The sequence below is a fragment of the Chitinophaga sp. RCC_12 genome (genome assembly GCF_041360695.1).
Classification (GTDB): Bacteria; Bacteroidota; Bacteroidia; order Chitinophagales; family Chitinophagaceae; genus Chitinophaga.
Map to the genome: position 1 here is coordinate 361,267 of NZ_JBFUPS010000007.1, position 16,905 is coordinate 378,171.

15 protein-coding genes are annotated in these 16,905 nt (G+C 48.4%); 9 read left to right on the top strand and 6 right to left on the bottom strand.

Annotation, left to right across the window (positions count from 1 at the left end; all coding sequences use genetic code 11):
* Positions 1–65: 65 nt before the first annotated feature.
* Positions 66–524 (bottom strand): SRPBCC domain-containing protein, encoded by a 459-nt coding sequence (locus tag AB6805_RS21640; RefSeq protein ID WP_370911526.1) that lies wholly within the window; start codon positions 522–524, stop codon positions 66–68.
* A gap of 383 nt (positions 525–907) precedes the next feature.
* Between AB6805_RS21640 and AB6805_RS21645 the strand changes: the two genes are divergently transcribed.
* A complete protein-coding gene (locus tag AB6805_RS21645) occupies positions 908–1,855 on the top strand; it encodes a hypothetical protein (RefSeq protein WP_370911527.1) in 948 nt (315 codons plus the stop codon).
* On the opposite strand, the gene AB6805_RS21650 is transcribed toward AB6805_RS21645, so the two are convergent.
* Complete coding sequence (locus tag AB6805_RS21650; RefSeq protein WP_370911528.1) at positions 1,840–3,600, bottom strand: response regulator; 1,761 nt, start codon at positions 3,598–3,600, stop codon at positions 1,840–1,842. The genes AB6805_RS21645 and AB6805_RS21650 overlap by 16 nt on opposite strands.
* A gap of 387 nt (positions 3,601–3,987) precedes the next feature.
* Between AB6805_RS21650 and AB6805_RS21655 the strand changes: the two genes are divergently transcribed.
* Positions 3,988–4,941, top strand: a complete 954-nt coding sequence (locus AB6805_RS21655) for a hypothetical protein (protein WP_370911529.1) — start codon at positions 3,988–3,990, stop codon at positions 4,939–4,941.
* Here AB6805_RS21655 and AB6805_RS21660 read toward each other — a convergent pair.
* The gene (locus AB6805_RS21660) at positions 4,938–6,665 is read right to left on the bottom strand and encodes a response regulator (protein WP_370911530.1); all 1,728 of its coding nucleotides are present in this window, start codon (positions 6,663–6,665) and stop codon (positions 4,938–4,940) included. The two genes, AB6805_RS21655 and AB6805_RS21660, sit on opposite strands and share 4 nt — an antisense overlap.
* A gap of 199 nt (positions 6,666–6,864) precedes the next feature.
* Here AB6805_RS21660 and AB6805_RS21665 point away from each other — a divergent pair, with 199 nt between their 5' ends.
* Both AB6805_RS21665 and AB6805_RS21670 read left to right on the top strand, forming a co-directional pair.
* Positions 6,865–7,416, top strand: a complete 552-nt coding sequence (locus AB6805_RS21665; protein WP_370911531.1) for a low affinity iron permease family protein — start codon at positions 6,865–6,867, stop codon at positions 7,414–7,416.
* A 52-nt stretch (positions 7,417–7,468) separates the two neighbouring features.
* On the top strand, positions 7,469–8,470 hold the full coding sequence (locus AB6805_RS21670; protein ID WP_370911532.1) for a glycosyltransferase family 4 protein: 1,002 nt from the start codon (positions 7,469–7,471) through the stop codon (positions 8,468–8,470).
* Here AB6805_RS21670 and AB6805_RS21675 read toward each other — a convergent pair.
* Complete coding sequence (locus AB6805_RS21675; RefSeq protein WP_370911533.1) at positions 8,467–9,471, bottom strand: glycosyltransferase family 9 protein; 1,005 nt, start codon at positions 9,469–9,471, stop codon at positions 8,467–8,469. The two genes, AB6805_RS21670 and AB6805_RS21675, sit on opposite strands and share 4 nt — an antisense overlap.
* Positions 9,468–10,865, bottom strand: a complete 1,398-nt coding sequence (locus tag AB6805_RS21680; protein WP_370911534.1) for an MmgE/PrpD family protein — start codon at positions 10,863–10,865, stop codon at positions 9,468–9,470. The genes AB6805_RS21675 and AB6805_RS21680 overlap by 4 nt, the downstream gene beginning before the upstream one ends.
* Positions 10,866–10,949: 84 nt before the next feature.
* Here AB6805_RS21680 and AB6805_RS21685 point away from each other — a divergent pair, with 84 nt between their 5' ends.
* The 5 genes from AB6805_RS21685 to AB6805_RS21705 all read left to right on the top strand — a co-directional run bounded on the left by AB6805_RS21685 (position 10,950) and on the right by AB6805_RS21705 (position 15,909).
* Positions 10,950–11,207: a hypothetical protein gene (locus tag AB6805_RS21685; protein ID WP_370911535.1), complete on the top strand. Its 258-nt coding sequence runs from the start codon at positions 10,950–10,952 to the stop codon at positions 11,205–11,207.
* Positions 11,208–11,516: 309 nt separating this feature from the next.
* Positions 11,517–12,782 (top strand): glycosyltransferase family 4 protein, encoded by a 1,266-nt coding sequence (locus tag AB6805_RS21690; protein WP_370911536.1) that lies wholly within the window; start codon positions 11,517–11,519, stop codon positions 12,780–12,782.
* On the top strand, positions 12,779–13,363 hold the full coding sequence (locus tag AB6805_RS21695; protein WP_370911537.1) for a D-glycero-alpha-D-manno-heptose-1,7-bisphosphate 7-phosphatase: 585 nt from the start codon (positions 12,779–12,781) through the stop codon (positions 13,361–13,363). Before AB6805_RS21690 ends, AB6805_RS21695 begins: the two co-directional genes overlap by 4 nt.
* Positions 13,347–14,825, top strand: a complete 1,479-nt coding sequence (gene rfaE2, locus AB6805_RS21700; protein WP_370911538.1) for a D-glycero-beta-D-manno-heptose 1-phosphate adenylyltransferase — start codon at positions 13,347–13,349, stop codon at positions 14,823–14,825. Before AB6805_RS21695 ends, rfaE2 begins: the two co-directional genes overlap by 17 nt.
* Before the next feature lie 4 nt (positions 14,826–14,829).
* Positions 14,830–15,909: a glycosyltransferase family 9 protein gene (locus tag AB6805_RS21705; RefSeq protein WP_370911539.1), complete on the top strand. Its 1,080-nt coding sequence runs from the start codon at positions 14,830–14,832 to the stop codon at positions 15,907–15,909.
* Between the two features lie 4 nt (positions 15,910–15,913).
* Here the strand turns inward: AB6805_RS21705 and AB6805_RS21710 are convergent, their stop codons facing one another.
* Entirely contained in the window at positions 15,914–16,900 is a 987-nt protein-coding gene (locus tag AB6805_RS21710) for a glycosyltransferase family 2 protein (RefSeq protein WP_370911540.1), read from the bottom strand.
* Between the last annotated feature and the right edge of the window lie 5 nt (positions 16,901–16,905).

Here is a 16,905-nt window from a genome sequence, read left to right on the forward strand (position 1 = left end):
TTACCGTTATACATTACCCGGGCTGCTGTTTATTCAGCAGCCCTTCTTTTTGCCCGCAAGTGCGATTATTGTTCTGCTTTCATATAATCAAACGCTCCTTTTCTCAGGTTAATATTATACTCGAGGTAAGCCTTTAAACAGGCAAGAAAATTAGCCCAGCCCTCCGTATTGCCCTTCAGCCATTTAATTCCTTCTTCATTATTTTCCATATTGCCTTCAGTAACCTTTACCAGGGTGGTATGCCCAAATCTTTCGGAAAACAGGATGTCTACCTGTAGCTGATGATCTTTGACCCCTTCCCACTGGAAGGAGATGAGCGCATCCTTTTTTACCTGCAATACACTTACGGGAACAACCGTATCAAACTCCGGGAATTTCCAGATCACCTGCTTTCCTTCTTCCATGGGGCCTGAGCCGGTGGCGATAAAATAGTTGGACATTTTCAGCGGGTCAATAACAGCATCAAAAACTTCGGAGATGGGTTTAGAGATCTGTATCGTTGCAGTGGTTTGTAATGGTGCCATAAGCTGCGGTTTTGAGTGAAGAAATGGATAATAAAGTTACAAAAAAGAGGCCATCCGGCCCGGGTTGCGGCCCGCTACGGTAGCCGGTTGCTGAGATAGCCTGTAAATGCACCTCCCTCCCTTGTACTGCGTCGCCCCCTTTGCCGCGGCCTCATTCCAAAATCCAATCCACGCAAATGGGTGCTTTTTTCGTAATATTAGTTTGTCCAATTTAGCTTTTTGGACCAATCTTCAACGTCAGGTAACATCATAATATAATTCGGGGCTTTGTCTGTAGAACATGGTAATATTTGCAAACTGGTTGTTGTATCCGCACTGAATAACCATTACTACGCTTAAATATTAGATCATCAATCTTTTATTCACTTTAAAAATTAACATTTATGTCAAATGCTTTAACTTCCTGCGTCACTATCCCGGGAAAGTCTAAGATTAATTCCTGTTTTCAGGATGTTCAGAATGATACCTTGAAGTGGGTACAGCAATTTGATATTGCCCCAAAATTTAAACCCCTTAGTTGGTACTCCAAAGCCCGTTTCGGGTTCCAGGCAGCCAGGGAATACCCTGATGCCACCTATGCCCAGGTAAGTCTCGCCGGAGATTTGCTGTCCTGGCTCTTCACAGTAGACGACAGCTGCGACCGCGGCTCTGCCGACGCAGCAACTGCATTGGAAATGAGACGTCAGCTGGAAATATTCATCGCTATCCTTAATGATGAATATATTGAGGACGATAATAGTCTTAGTATGGCCCTGAAAGATATCCTGCATCGTTTCAGCGCCATCAGCAGCCCCTTCTTATACCGCAGATACTGCATGCACATGACCGACTATCTCCATGAATGCTTCTTTGAGATTGATATGCAGATAGATGGACTCATGCCGTCCATCGACCGGTATTATAAAGAACGGCCCTACACAGGATTCTATATCATGTTTCCATTGGTAGCCATTTTTGAAAAACTGAACCTGCCGGATGAAGTATATGATCACAGCATTATCCGCGAAATAGAACTCATCTTAAATCTGCTCGGCTGCCTTTCCAATGATTTACATTCGATTGTCCGTGAAGCCAAACTGGAGAAGCCGGGGTTTAACCTGATCTTTATTGCCCAAAAAGAACTGGACCTGGGCAGGGACGAAGCGGTGCAATATGTAATCAATGAACACAAAGCGCACCTGCTCCGGTTTGAACAACTCCGTGCGCAACTTCCCTATTGGGGCAGGGGAGTTAATGAGCAGGTAGACCGTTACATACAGGGCCTATATACCATCGTAAGAGGTTACGACGACTGGGCTGTGATTGATACCGGCCGCTATGAAAATATATGATGAGGCAAATACTTTGCTAATTCGAGGTGTAGGTCGCTGATGAAAACCGGTTTCGTTATGAAACCGCAGGCGCCTGTTGCTAACATCTCATCTTTCAAAAAGGCATCTCCTGAAATGATCAGTACGGGGATGCCTTTTAATTCAGGATCATTTTTTATGTACTGCAACAAGTCCCTGCCATCAAAGCCCGGCATATTCAGATCAGAAATAACCAGGTTGGGCTTTTCTGTATGGATAACAGCCGTCACAGACGCATGGTCCTTACATAACACCGGGTCTATCCCCATTTCTTTCAGGAATTTGATCAGCAATTCAGCGCTCAGCAGGTCGTCTTCAATGATCACCACTTTCCCGCCTGTAAAGCAGCCCTTCATAAATTTCGGAGGCAGCTGCTGCCTGGTTTTTCCCACACCTGCTTCATAAGGAATATTAAAGGTAATGGTGGTGGTAAAAGGAGAGGAGGGGTCAACCGGGTCCAGCGCAATTTGTCCGCCGAAAAGACTGATCAGGTGCCTGGTAATAGAGAGGCCCAATCCGGTGCCTTCAAACTGTTCGCGCTTTGATACAAACCTGTCAAACATTTTGCCGGCAATGTCCGGATCTACCACTCCCTGATTCGTTACCTTAAAAATGATCTGGTCAGCATCTTTTGTGCAACTCAGATGGATCAGGGAGTTACCGCTGGCAAACTTCACCGCATTCGAGAGGATATTATTCAGGATCTTGGTTAATAAAAGAGGGTCGCTGTTGATGGGCTCACCCAGCTGCCTGTCGAACGTCATCTCAATTTTTATTCCCCTGGATGCTGCCAGGTAGCTGTTCACCGCTATACAATGGGATATACAGTCTTTTAAACTGATGGCCTCCTTCATAACGGAATAAAAATTTCCCGATTCAATTCTCGACATTTCCAGCACATGATTAATAACATTGCGGGCCAGGTAACAGGAGGCAAACAATTGGTTAATTTCCTTTCTTTCGGCCATGGAATATTTGGACTTCCGCAATTCAAACAACTGGCCGATAGAGAAAATGGCATTCATTGGTGTACGGATCTCGTGAAATACCTCCCGTAAAAAAATGCTTTTCCTTTCAGATGCTTCCCGGAGCTGCTGCGCAGAAGCAATCAAACTCCTGATCTGCGCCACATAAGACATCATAACGCACAATATAAATACCAGCAGCGCCACCGTGGTCGACCACTTCATGGTTAATGATACGTCAGGCGAAAGCTGTATCGGCTGGATGAAGTTATAGTGGGCATTGGCCACCATCCACGCGGCAAATACCACCGTTGCGGCTATGCAGCCCAGCAGTGCCCCGCTTCTTTTATACAGGAAAAAGGCAGAACTCAAATGGAATATGATGATGGTATTGAATGCCAGCAGTAGCTCCAGGGAAATACTTGACCCCAGTACGGTAGACCAGTAAGCAATAAAGATAGCATTGGTACTCAGCATGAGTAAGTTGGCGTTAAAATATTGCCGGACCTGGTTTAACCGGATAACGGCCAGAAAACTAAGCGTCTCCAGCGGAATCCCGATTAAAAAGAACACCGAATTCTTAAGAAGATAAAAATAACTGCCAACCCCCACAACCAGTGCGCTTAACACAATGGCCATCGCATTGATAATAATAACAGGACGTTTTTCTTCCGCTTTATCAAAATGCTGGGTTCCGGCAAAAACAGGTTTAATGAGTGTGGCTGTAATGGTAGCAGCTGTAGGATAGATACCAGTTCTCATGTATAGTTATTTAGAGGATTAGGCATGTAGATTTCTTTGGGTTAAGGTAAATCTAGCCAGATATGCATCGGAATGAGTTAATCGAATGTTAATATAAGCATATTTTTTTTTGAAAAAAAGAATATCATGTTATATAAAGTGGGAATATGTTTGGTCCGGACATGGTAAGATATATAAAGCGTAAAACCCTAAAACCTTCCGCTAAAACATTTTTACAGACTTTTGTCATAGTGTATTTCGCTCATCCTTGCCGGCTGACCCGCGTACTATACTCAATATCTGAATGTCAACCATTTATCCATTTTGATGCCCTTATCCCGGTAAAACCCGGCGGGTTCCGTATGCAGATTCTTTTCACTTAATAAACATTAATAAACATTAATAAACATGGAAACACACACCCTCTACATTCCTGCCCTGGAATTTCCAACCCCTTCTGCCATAAGCCCGCTAGCAGAAGATGTACAGGTACACACTTTTAAATGGGCCCATGAATTCCGCCTGGAGTCGCCCGAAAAGCTCAAACGGTTTAACAAAGGTAAATTCGGCTGGTATGCCGCCCGGGAGTATCCCGCCGCAAACTATGAAGAACTATGCCTGGTAGGCGATCTGATCACCTGGCTGTTTACCATCGACGACAAATGCGACCGCTTTTCCTCCGGCCCCCTGGAAGGCGCTTGGCTGCGCAGCATGCTGAACGGCTTTATCGCTATTATGGAACACCGGGAAAGCACGGTAGAAACACCCCTGAATGATGCGCTCATCAACATCCGCACCCGCTTCCAACATCTCAGCCCGCCATTTCTTTATTCCTTGTTCTGCAAAGAGATGGTGTCCTATTTTGAAGAATGCCTGTGGGAAACAGAAATGCAGGAAGGAGAATATAGCCCCAGCATCCGGGAATATCTCCAGTGGAGACCCAAAACCGGCTTCTATATTATGTTCCCGCTGGTAAGCATGTTCGGTAAAATTGACCTGCCGGAAGAAGTATATGAACACTGGCTGGTAAAAAAAATAGAGCTGCTGCTGAACCTCACCGCCAACTTGGCCAACGACCTTCACTCCCTGGAACGGGAAAGGGAACTGAAAACGAAGGGACTGAACCTGGTACTGATCTATGAACAGGAGCTGAATATTTCCCTGGAAGAAGCCATTCAGCAAATCGCGGATGAATACCACCGCAATTTGCTTACACTGGAGGAGCACCGCGCCAGCCTGCCTTTCTGGAGCGGGGAGATCAATGCGCAGCTGGATGTGTACATCGATGGATTGTACATCGCTATCAAGGCTTATTTCGACTGGGCGCTCATTGATACCGAACGATACAAAAGTAAAGTTTAGGCTTTTACAGATTTAACCGGGAGATGCTTCATCATCTCAGCATACAGGTCCTCAAAAGAAAAGGGCTTATTAAAGAAAGCGTTCGCGCCTGCCTTTAAAAGCTCCTCGGATTCATTACTGTACTTGTTGAAAGCATCTCCCGATATAACGATAAACGGTGTATCAGCAAACGAAGGAATGGCCCGCAACCGCAGCAGGAATTCCCGGCCATTCATCACCGGCATCTGCGAGTCAGTGATAATGATGTCCGGCTTTTCCGCCAGTGTAGCTTCCAGCGCCTCTTGCCCGTTGCTGCATAACAACGCCCTTGCACCTCCTTTGGTCACAAATTTTTCGATTACATACCGGTTCATCTCGTTGTCATCCACAATCAACACCTTCATCCCCTCAAATTCGTCTTTACGGATGTCAAATTTCTTTTCGATGGCCGCCTCCGGATGCGCAGCGCGGAAGGGAATAAAAAACTCGAAGATGGTATGATGATCTTCACTGAACACCCGGATACTGCCCTCCAGTAAAGTGATCAGCTGCTGCGTCAGGTGCAGGCCAATGCCGGTTCCCGATGTAATGTGGTTCCGCTCCGACTCATAAGGAAGAAACAATTTTTCCTGCCGCTCAGGCGATATCTCCCCTTCATTTTTAACGCGGAAACAAATCTGGTGATCGTCCCGGAAAACACTGATCACCACCTGCCCGCCAGGGGAAGAAAATTTTACGGCATTGGAAGTCAGGTTATTGATGATTTTAATCAGCACGATTTCATCACTCTCTATAAATTGCTGCGGCAACTGGTAATTTAATACAATGCAGACATTCTGCAGGGCGCCGGTATACTGGCTCATTGCCATACACTGCTCAATACAATCCCGCAGATGAACAGCCCCCAGCTTGATTTCAAAAAATTTGCCGGCCTCGATCCGTTTCAGATCCAGTACATTGTTTACAATGTCCCGCGATAGCTGTCCCGCACCCAGTAAATTCTTCAGGTCCGGCCCTATTTCCTCCATGATGGGCGCCTGCTTATTTTCCTTCCGCACTATATCCAGCAACTGCGCAATACCGTAAATGCTGTTCAGCGGCGTTTTCAGCTCATGAAATGTTTCCCGCAGGAAAGCAGCATTTGTTGCCAGCACTTTGTTCGATTTGCTGAGATCCTCCATCAGCCGGATGATCTCCTTCATAAACTCGAAGATTACAAACAAAATGAAAGTAATCATACCCCCGGTGGTACAAAGCCGCATAATATAGGCAGATGTGGGATGGAGGTCTATCGGTTTAATGAATCCAAAAAAGGTATTCACCTGGGTTACCACCAGCAGCACTACAATTGCCAGCAATAAACCTATTCTTGCCTTGTGACGCTTATATACCAGGAAAGAACCGCAAATAAGGAAGATCAGTAAAAAAACAATCACCACTTCAATCGGGATGGCATTGCCTAATAAAATGGTCCAGTAACCCGCCGCTATGTAATGGATGGAAAACATACTGAAGTTGGCGCTGTCCCTTTTACCCATACCGTTTAATACAATCACCGCAAGCATCCCGATACCTTCCAGCAATAACGGCAGCAGGATCAGTAAACTGTGGACCAGCAGGTAAAAGACTCCTCCAAGTATAAAAACAAGCATACTGGTTAGAAATGCCAGGGAATTGATAATGAGGATGGTACGCTTTTCTCGCTCCGTGGAATATTGGGTGCCAGCGTTTTTAATAATATTCAAAATATGCATGCGTCATTTTTGAGGGTAGTAGTAGGCGTAGAAAAGGTGTTCATTCTGGTGTGTCTTCCGTGGTAAATTCAAACCAATATACGAATTACTGGTAACATACGTGAAAGACGCGGTATAGCAGGGGATATCCTGTGGCGCTGCTGGGTCAGATTGTGGCGGAAAACCCGTTTTATCCCTCTAAAAAGCGCTGGTGCAAAAGTTGTATGGGAAAAGAAGAGAAACCAAACAGCCCGATGTTATGAAAGCGCTTACCGACAAAAAACCTAAAACCAATTTCTTTGAAACAATGGCCTCAAAGGTCATCGCCGCCACCGGTAGCCCCTGGGCCTTTTTTGTAGCCCTTGGAGTGATCATTATATGGGCGGTCAGCGGCCCCGTATTCGGCTACTCCGATACCTGGCAGCTCGTCATCAATACCGGTACCACCATCATTACTTTCCTGATGGTATTCATTATCCAGAAGTCGCAGAATAAAGACGCCAAATCAGTTCAATTGAAACTCAATGAACTCATTGCAGCCAACAAGGCAGCCAGCAACCGGCTGATTGATGTGGAAAATTTATCGGAAGAAGAACTGGACGTGCTGCACAAATACTATTGCGTGATGGTGGACGAAACGAGGAAAAGAATGAGCATGACAGAATCCCACTCGGTGGAAGAAGCGATCGGAGATGCATTGAGCAAACATGAGGAAGACCTGCTGTCCCGCAAAACCACCAAAAAGAAAGCGCCGCGGAAATAAAACGGTCATTGTTTTGGTGTTATTCTTGATGGCTTCCATAAAAAAATAACTTATGCACCATGTCGCTGAAAAACTGAGAATATTTACCTGGCATGTACACGGCAGCTACCTGTACTACCTGTCCCAGGGCAACTACGAACTGTATATTCCTGTAAAGGAAAACAAAGAGGAAGGGTACTATGGCCGGGGAGCAACCTTTCCTTTCGGTAATAATGTACACGAAATTCCTTTCGATGAAGTAAAACATTACACGTTCGATTGTATCCTGTTCCAGTCGGAAAAGAATTACCTCACCGATCAGTTTGATGTGTTATCCGCTACGCAGCAGCGGCTGCCGCGTATTTACCTGGAACACAACACGCCCTCGCTCCACCCCGTGAACCAGTCGCACGTAGTGGATGACCCGATGGTACTGCTGGTACACGTCACGCATTTCAATAAACTGATGTGGAATAATAATCGTACGCCCGTTACCGTTATCCCGCACGGGGTTACGGATTCTCCTTATCCTTATTGCGGCGATCTACCCTGCGGACTGGTAACCATTAACCACCTCCGGCAACGCGGCCGCACCCTCGGATGGGATATCTACGACCAGGTGAGCAGGCAGGTGCCGCTGGACCTCGCCGGCATGGGTAACCAGGAAGGGGTGGGAGAAGTGTTGCACCCCGATCTGCCTGCTTTCCGGAGCAGGTACCGGTTCTATTTTCACCCGGTAAGACACACCAGTTTAGCGCTGGCAGTTTGTGAAGCCATGATGCAGGGAATGCCGGTGGTAGCATTGGCCACCACGGAACTGGTAACGGTTATTAAAGATGGTGAAAATGGTTATATCCATACAGATGTGAACTACCTCACTGAAAAAATGCAACTCCTGTTAAATGATCCCGAACATGCGATGCGGCTGGGAGCGCGCGCAAAGGAAACGGCCAATGCACTGTTTAACATCACCCGCTTTACAACAGAATGGGAACAGGTGTTCCGGCAGGTTACCGGCGTGGCATGGCAACCTGAAAGTCTTTTTTCCGTCACGCCTGCACTCGACGGACACTAAGCCCGGTGATACACCCGGTCATCTGTACGCGCCAGCAGCTGATCTGCTTTTATCAGCATCCGGTCAAAATCATTGTGCCGTGTCCAGTCGGTGGTACAATGAAGATGCGTATTCAATGGCGCCCAGCGATGCGGTTCGCCATCCATGCTGATGATCACGCTGGGTGTCGCCGTGGCCGCCGCAATATGTGACACGCCCGTGCAGTTGGATACCAGCGCCCTCGATTTTTTTATCAGCACGGCCATGCCTCCTAAACTCAGTTCTCCAGCGGTATCCACTGCAGGGAACCGCATATAGCTTTTTACGGCCAGCGTCAATTCCCGCTCCTCATTACTACCAGTGAGCACTATTTTCCAACCCTGTTCGGCCAGGTGATCGGCAATGGCGGCAAAGTAAGGCGGAGGCCACTGCCGCCACGCTGCCCGTGAGCCGGGATGCACACAAATATACTGGTAGTCCTCGCACGGCAATTGCAGGCTCCGGAACGAATCCCGGTCGGCGGTAGTCAGCGGAAATTCAAGATGCGTGCCTGCCGCCGGTATACCCAGCTGCTTCAACAGGTACAGGTGCCGCTCAATTTCATGAAGGTCTTCCGGGTACGGAACAAACATCCCGCTTTCAGGAACAGTACCTTTCGGTGAAAAGCCACCGGTGTATTTCGCTTCCATAGCCAACACCAGCGGGTTCACCAGCGTGCCGTTACCCTGCATCTGTAATACCAGGTCGTACGATCGCTTCCTCATAAGATTCATAAATTCGCTGAAAGCGACCGGGTCATGCGGTTGCTCCGGCAAACCGGGATAGCCCGGGAACACCACCATCTCATCTATATAGTGAGAGAACCGCTGCCGGAAAGTGTTGGCCCACGGTAGCCCTATCAAAGTGATATGCGCGTTCGGGAACGTCGTCCTGAGCGCACGGAACGCCGGTACTGCACATAAAAGATCGCCCAGTTGTAAGGCCCTTAAAATCGCGATGCGTTGAATATGGCTGGTTATCATGGCTTAAAAATTAGCTGTAACAATTGTTGGATGCTGCTGTGTTCAAGATCTTGTATCAATGCCGTAATCCGCTCACCGGCGCTTTCGGATATCCGCCCCTGCGTGAGCCTTTTGAACTTTTCCTTTGCATCTTCCCAGGTGAAAGATGTTGTATAAAATCCTTTGTATGCTTCTTTTTCCGCTTTAAATATTGTACCATCTTTCATACGGATGGCTACACTACTTTTCAGCTTATCAGGATAGGCGGCTGTGTAAGGATCCAGCAAACCCGCTACCTTTACCGGTTTATGCAAAGGAAATGCAGTATGGGTAGTTACATTTTGCAACAGTTGCTGTACATCTGTCCGGGTGATCCGTTCCGGCGAAAATTGTTCCGGCGTTACTTCACCATCCAGCAGGGCCACGGCAATTACATAAGCCATACTGTGATCTGCCTGTTCTTTGGTATGTACCAGCGTACGGTTGCCATACTCGCCGCCACCAACAATATGATACGCGGTAAGAAAAGTGGTTACTTCCACGTGCCGGATGTCCGCCGGGTTGATCCCGTGCTGTTCCCTTAATTCCACAGCTGCGGCAATAGCAGATTGGGTATGTACTTCCGCATTGTAGGTTTTCAGGCAGCAGCGCGGAATCAGTTCAAACTGATCTTTGGTCCAGTCGTACTCCAGCTTCATCCCGTAAATAGCATTGAATCCTTTTTCGGGGATCTCAAACAATTGCACCGGCCCGGTAATATCTTCCTGTGCCAGCACACATATGTTCATACAACCTTCATTAACAAGAGAAGAAGCCAGCCCTTTCCATTGGGTGGTATAAGAAGCACGCGAGGTCACTAAGGGATGATAGCTGCAGCCGGCAATGCCTAAAGCATTCATCATTTGCGGCACCGGCATTTCCAGCAGCTTCGCAATTCCCGCGGTGGCGGAAAACGCCAGCAGCGTGGTATGGTCATGCCCGCTGATCATTACCGGCAGCTGCTCAGTAAGCCGGCATTCCATTTCATAGGCTACAGCCATGGCAGCGAGGAAGTCGGCGCCGCTGATCTCTTTTACATGTGAAGCGGCTAACAAGGCGCCAATATTATCACTCGGGTGACAGGTAGATTCCTTGGCCAGGAAGTTATCCATAAAATCAGGATACCTGATCAGTGTGGTGTAATACTGCGCCGCGAGGTTTGGAGGCAGTTGTAACGGGAAGTCAGCCGTTTTTACACCGGATAACCTGCCGAGTCCCCGCGCTACTTTTTGTGGAAGATCTTCCCTGGTGGAGAATATAAAAGAAGCCATGCTGTCGAGTAAATGTATCTTCAGCTGTTTTGTGATCGCTGCGGGCAAGGAGTTGAACCGGATGCTGTCCGCGTATTCCGCCATCATTTTAATCTGGTTGCTCATACAACTTTTTAACAGATGCTAACGACCAGAAACATGCCAGTTGTACTGGTGCAATACTTGTGGTTACTTCACAAATCTTTTGTTATGATACAGCATCTAAATGCCACTGTAAATGGTCATTCGTATTCGCTGGACATCCAGCCGGATACCTACAACGGTCATTCCGTGTACTACTTACTGAACGATAACCTGGGTGAACTGTTTCATCATGCTGTGCCTGATAACCTCATGCTGATGGAAAACGGCGATGGATTTACCTGTTCTCCCCGGCTTACCGAAATGGAAGGCGGGTACATTGTTCAGCAGATATGGGAGGCCATAAAACAGAACAACAAATCGTAGCAAAAAAAATGGATGCGTGAATATGCATCCATTTTTTTTGCCAACCATATGGAAACGTTGTAGAGATTAATGCTTGTTGTGTGAATTTTATTCTATCCCGGAAACGCCCCAATGCCCGCTCTTGCTATATTCTACGCCAGCAGGCTATTTTTCTTTGAAGCGCTTTACAACACAGGCGTTTGAATCAGGCTCAGGAAATCCGCTCATCATGCCGCTGAAAACGCTAACCTCTTCACTTTAACCGGTTGGTGCTATTATTGATTTTTTTGAAAGTAGCATTCAACTAATTCCTTGATAAAATCTAATAGTATGAAAAGGATAGCATTTATCAGCGAGCATGCTTCTCCACTGGCCATATTGGGCGGAGTAGACGCAGGCGGACAAAACGTGTACGTAGCGGAACTGGCAAGACAGCTTACACAGAAAGGCTATGCGGTAGATATTTTCACCCGCAGGGAAAACCGCGATTATCCCCGCTGTTTACAATGGCGGCAGGGGATCAGGATCATTCATGTAGATGCAGGTCCGCCGGAAGTGATCGAAAAGGAAAAGCTGCTGCCATATATGGCTGCTTTCAGAGAGGACATGCTGAGATTTATGAAGGAAGAAGAAATCGACTATCAGCTTATTCACGCCAATTTCTTTATGTCTGCCCTCGTAGCAATGGAAATAAAAGGTTTATTACGTATTCCTTATGTAGTTACTTTCCATGCCTTAGGTCATATCCGGCAACTATTCCAGGGAGAAAACGACCGGTTCCCGCCGGAACGGCTGGCGATAGAAGAACAAGCCATGCTGATGGCAGATGGTATTGTGGCGGAATGTCCGCAGGACCGGGAAGATCTGCTCAAATACTACGATGCACCGGCAGATAAGATTGCTGTCATCCCATGCGGGGTAAACCTCGAAGAACTGTTTCCTATAGATAAGCAACTGGCCCGCATTATGCTGCGGTTGCCCAAAGAAGAAAAAATACTGCTGCAGCTTGGCCGTATTGTTCCCCGTAAGGGAATCGACAACGTCATCCAGGCGTTATCAAAACTGAGCTGCCGCCAGCATAACATCCGGCTCATCGTAGTGGGCGGCGACGCCAATCCCACACAACATAATCATGAAGCCCAACGGCTGAAAATGCTGGCGAAAGAACTAGGCGTAACGGCGGGTATCCAGTTTGCAGGGCACAAGAACAGGGACGAACTGAAGTATTATTATTCAGCGGCAGATCTCTTTATCACCACGCCCTGGTACGAACCCTTTGGTATCACTCCGCTGGAATCCATGGCCTGCGGAACGCCTGTGGTAGGCGCTAACGTAGGTGGTATCAAATATAGTGTAGCCGACGGCGTTACCGGTAAACTGGTACCCCCGAAAGACCCGGACGCATTGGCTGCCGCCGTTAGCCAGCTGTTACAGACGCCTGAGAAATTAAATGAAATGGGAGAGCAGGCAGTAAGAAGAGTACGCAAATTGTTTACCTGGCAACAGGTAGCTTCCAGGATGCACAAGCTTTATGGTGAGGTGTTGGCGCGAAGCAGCAGGAGAAGTGAGGCAGATACCATAAAAAGAGCAGTATGAAGAAAGCCATATTCATTGATAAAGACGGCACATTGATCCATGATGAACCGTACAACGTAAACCCTGAAAAGATAGCGCTGGAACCTTTTGCGGGAGAGTCTCTCCGGAGATTACGGGAAGCGGGATTTGCACTGATCCTGGTTTCCAACCAGGCCGGTGTGGCACACGGTTACTTCCGCGAAATTATGCTGGTAGGTGTTTTCAACTACATCAACAGCCTGCTCCGCGATGAAGGCGCCTGGCTCGACGGATGTTATTATTGCCCGCATCACCCCGAAGCCGCACTGAAACAATACCGGGTCAACTGCGAGTGCAGGAAACCCAACGCCGGTATGATCCTGGGCGCAGCCAAAGATCATAACATCCACCTGCCCTCGTCCTGGATGATAGGCGATATCCTCAACGATATAGAAGCGGGCAACCGGGCGGGATGTAAAACCGTGTTACTGGATAATGGCAATGAAACCGAATGGCGGCTGGATGCCAACAGGACCCCGTTATACCGGGCAGACTCCTGGCCGGTGGCGACGGATATTATTATTGAACACTCAAAGAACCCTGTTTATGGACTTACTTATTAAGCAGATATGTGCAGCGGAGAAAAAACTATCCGTACTGGTGATAGGCGACCTGCTGCTCGATGTATATATGAAAGGAGAAAGCCACCGCCTCTGCCCGGAAGCCACCGCACCGGTGGTGGAAGTCAACAGCCGGCAATATGCTCCCGGTGGGGCTGGCAATACTGCTATCAACCTGGCCGGATTTGGCGTAAACGTTACCTGCCTCGGCATCACCGGAAACGATGCAGCAGGCCGGCAGATACAACAACTACTCAGCAGGCATCACATCAATCCTTTACTGTTTTCACCGCCTGAACGGCGCACGATCTGCAAAACCCGCCTGCTGGCGGGCACACAGCTGATCGCCCGGTATGATACCGGCACGGAAACCAATATCAGCCGGGAAACAGAAGACCAGGTAATTGACCAACTGGAACGGATATACGCTGATTTCGACGCCGTACTGCTGGCAGATTACCAGAAAGGATTGTTAACGCCCCGCATCATCAGCGCCCTGGAACGCCTGCAGCAACGCTACCAGCCATTCCTTGCAGTAGATGCAAAAAACCTCAGCGCTTACCGCGACCTGCATCCATCACTGGTAAAACCTAACAGCGATGAAATTGCGCGGTTGCTGCAACTCCGCCTCAACGGAACAAACCGGCTGGAAATCCTGCAACAGGCAGGCGAGGAAATATTCAGCGCCACCGGCGCGCACATTACTGCTGTAACGCTGGACGAAGCCGGTGCCCTGATCTTTGAAAGGGATCAACTCTTGCTGCATACGCCTGCTCAAAAAATATTGCATCCGCAGGTATCCGGCGCCGGCGATAGTTATATCAGCGCATTTACAGTAGCATCCCTGCATGGGGCAGATGCTGCAAAAGCTGCCTCAGTAGCCGGCATGGCCGCCGCCATTGCCGTCAGCAAAGCTACTACCGCCTTCTGTACTTCCAAAGAATTGCTGGCCGCTGCAGCGCTCAACGGAAAGGTACTCACGGATACGGATACACTGGAAGCGCTGGGGAATTTCTACCGCAACAACGGCAGCAAAATAGTATTTACAAATGGCTGTTTCGATATCCTCCACAGCGGTCATGTTAATTACCTCTGCCGCGCAAGGGAACTGGGCGATGTACTCATCGTGGGGATTAATACCGATGAAAGCATCCGCCGCCTGAAAGGAAGCGACAGACCCGTTAACACCCTCGCTGAACGGATGCAGGTGTTGTCAGGCCTCGGAGCAGTAACGCACATTATACCTTTCGGGGATATAACAGACGACACACCCGCCGCACTGATTGCAGCTTTGCGGCCACAGGTGTTTGTAAAAGGAGGAGATTATTCACTGGAAGATTTGCCGGAAGCCAGGCTCGTGGAAGAGCAACACGGGGAGATAGTATTGCTGCCATTGGTGAAAGACCGCTCTACTACTGCTATTATCAGGAAAATATCTACCCGGCAATTATCACATCCCGCTTAATAATATGAATATAAACTGGAACGACTGCAAAAAAATCCTGTGCATCCGCCTCGACAATATGGGCGACCTCCTCATGAGCACACCGGCTTTCAGGGCATTGAAAGAATCCTTTCAATGCCACCTGACCCTGCTCACGTCCGCGGCTGCCGCACCGGTAACAGCCGACATACCGGAAATAGACCAGGTGATTGTATTCAATGCACCCTGGGTAAAACACGATCATGTGGCTACGCCGGAAACCTACCAGCAACTGGTGGAAACCCTGCGCAAAGAACATTTTGATGCGGCGATTATATTCACAGTATACAGCCAGAATCCATTGCCTACGGCCATGCTGGCTTTTGAGGCAGGCATTCCTTTAAGACTCGCCTATTGCCGCGAAAATCCCTACCAACTGCTTACGCACTGGATTCCGGATGAAGAACCGCTGCATACCATCCGTCACCAGGTGGAACGCGATATCAACCTGGTGGCGTTTACCGGCGCTAAAGTAGTGAGCACAAAACTTTCCCTGCAAACACATGAAACACACTGGCCGGCCATCATCAAAAAAATGAGACTATACGGCGCTGACCACCTCAAACCCTGGATCGTGATGCATCCGATGGTGCAGGACGCAAAACGCCAGTACAACTTTTATAAGTGGGTGGAAATAGGTAAGCAGATCATTGCACACCACCAGTGCCAGTTACTGATTACCGGCAACACCGGCGAAGAAGCAGATGGGGAAGCGCTGAAAGAAGCCATTGGTGAAGGCGCTATCAACCTGGCCGGCGCATTGTCGGTCGCTGAATTTGCACTGCTGATCCGCAAAAGCCCGCTAGTAATTTCTGTAAATACCGGTACTATCCACATCGCGGCGGCTACGGCTACGCCGGTGATCGTACTGTATGCGTTAACAAATTTGCAGCACACGCCCTGGCGGGTAAAAAGTGAAGTGTTATATTTTGATGTTCCCCCGTCGCTGCAAAGTAAAAATGTATTGTTGCAATATGCTTATCAACAGATCCCTAAGCATCAGCTGAAAAAAGCAACCGTGGAAAATGTATTGAAAGCGGTGAACAAACTGCTGCAGCCGGTTTAATTACTCACAGGAAGAATGCCCGGTATTTAATGCTGCCATAAAAATGCCAGTAAATAGATAGTAAAGGAATAAAGGCAGAAGTATACAGCATCTCCAGCATATGCGACGGCTGACGGCTGGTATTTAATAACCGCTGACCCGTAAAATACAACCAGGTTACTATCCAGCACCCTAGCAACAAGGCCGCAGCAGGTAAATTTCCCAACAACAAACAAATCATAAATGCCACCAGGCTACCGGCCATAATATAATATTTCAGCGGGGGCGCTTGTTTGATCCGGGTTTTATAAAGGGAGGGGTATTTCCTGAAAAGTAGCGCATTGAAAATTCCTTTGCGCTGGTCCCATAAGCTGCTTCCCCACGAACTTTTACGAACGGGATGAACCACCCGCGCCACCGGCAGGTAACGGATAGGAATGCCATGCCGGAGAAAGTTGAACTCCAGGTCGCTGTCTTCCCGCCATGCCATGGTGAACCGTTCATCAAATCCTCCTGTCAGTTCCAGCGCTCTTTTAGTGCAGGCGCAATTGGCCGTAATAAATTCAGCTTCGGACAAATGAGCGGTATTGTACGCATGGTCCGTGATCTCGCCGGGTTCGGGCATGGGCACCACCACCTTGCCGGTGTAGGCCACCAGGTCTTCGTCCTGCCGGTGATGCTGCCAGATGCGGTTCAGCCATTCGGGGTCGGGCCGGCAGTCGTCGTCAGTAAAGGCAATGATTTTTCCGGCCGCATTTTTCCATCCCTTGTTCCTGGCAGCTGCGGGGCCTCCCTTATGCTGCAAACACAGGTACTTCAGCTGCAGCAGGCCGGTGGCCTTCCAGGAAGACACCACTTTTTTGGTGGCGGCATCCGGGCCATCACTTACCACGAGTACTTCAAAATCCCCCCGGTCGAAATGCTGCCGGGCCAGCGCATGAATGCATTCCATCAGCAGCTCCGGTCTGCGATAGGTGGGAATCACCACGGAGATCTTCATTTCTTTCTTCATCGTAT

What these genes read in the sequence shown, in the direction of transcription:
- AB6805_RS21640 (WP_370911526.1), bottom strand. Translation starts at nt 524, where the DNA reads ATGGCACCATTACAAACCACTGCAACGATACAGATCTCTAAACCCATC.
- AB6805_RS21645 (WP_370911527.1), top strand. Translation starts at nt 908, where the DNA reads ATGTCAAATGCTTTAACTTCCTGCGTCACTATCCCGGGAAAGTCTAAG.
- AB6805_RS21650 (WP_370911528.1), bottom strand. Translation starts at nt 3,600, where the DNA reads ATGAGAACTGGTATCTATCCTACAGCTGCTACCATTACAGCCACACTC.
- AB6805_RS21655 (WP_370911529.1), top strand. Translation starts at nt 3,988, where the DNA reads ATGGAAACACACACCCTCTACATTCCTGCCCTGGAATTTCCAACCCCT.
- AB6805_RS21670 (WP_370911532.1), top strand. Translation starts at nt 7,469, where the DNA reads ATGCACCATGTCGCTGAAAAACTGAGAATATTTACCTGGCATGTACAC.
- AB6805_RS21675 (WP_370911533.1), bottom strand. Translation starts at nt 9,471, where the DNA reads ATGATAACCAGCCATATTCAACGCATCGCGATTTTAAGGGCCTTACAA.
- AB6805_RS21680 (WP_370911534.1), bottom strand. Translation starts at nt 10,865, where the DNA reads ATGAGCAACCAGATTAAAATGATGGCGGAATACGCGGACAGCATCCGG.
- AB6805_RS21685 (WP_370911535.1), top strand. Translation starts at nt 10,950, where the DNA reads ATGATACAGCATCTAAATGCCACTGTAAATGGTCATTCGTATTCGCTG.
- AB6805_RS21690 (WP_370911536.1), top strand. Translation starts at nt 11,517, where the DNA reads ATGAAAAGGATAGCATTTATCAGCGAGCATGCTTCTCCACTGGCCATA.
- AB6805_RS21695 (WP_370911537.1), top strand. Translation starts at nt 12,779, where the DNA reads ATGAAGAAAGCCATATTCATTGATAAAGACGGCACATTGATCCATGAT.
- rfaE2 (WP_370911538.1), top strand. Translation starts at nt 13,347, where the DNA reads ATGGACTTACTTATTAAGCAGATATGTGCAGCGGAGAAAAAACTATCC.
- AB6805_RS21705 (WP_370911539.1), top strand. Translation starts at nt 14,830, where the DNA reads ATGAATATAAACTGGAACGACTGCAAAAAAATCCTGTGCATCCGCCTC.
- AB6805_RS21710 (WP_370911540.1), bottom strand. Translation starts at nt 16,900, where the DNA reads ATGAAGAAAGAAATGAAGATCTCCGTGGTGATTCCCACCTATCGCAGA.